The organism is Pseudomonas sp. AC463 (assembly GCF_979253585.1).
In genome coordinates this window covers 1-223 of sequence record NZ_CEEDDZ010001282.1, presented here as the reverse complement: position 1 = coordinate 223, position 223 = coordinate 1, and the positions used below count along the sequence as shown (strand labels likewise).

The 223-nt window shown below is 66.4% G+C and carries 1 protein-coding gene; it reads right to left on the bottom strand.

What is annotated here, in order from left to right:
- A partial coding sequence (locus tag AC0IYH_RS34435; RefSeq protein ID WP_471838997.1) for a hypothetical protein occupies positions 1-223 on the bottom strand: 223 nt, incomplete at both ends.

The following is a 223-nucleotide window of genomic DNA, read 5'->3' as shown; positions in this document are numbered from 1 at the left end:
TGCATCAGCAGGTTGCCGGCGGGGTCGTGGGCGAAGCGTTCCTGGACGTCCTGGGAGTGGTCGGCGCGGGTGAGGCGGTTCAGGGGGTCGTAGTGGTAGTGGTGTTCGCCTTTGCGGGTGTCGAGCAGGCGGGCTAGGTTGCCGGCTGTGTCGTAGTCGTATTGGCGTTGGTAGAGCGTGTCGGCCTGCTGGGTGATGGCGTGGGCGTGCAGGCGCTGTTGGT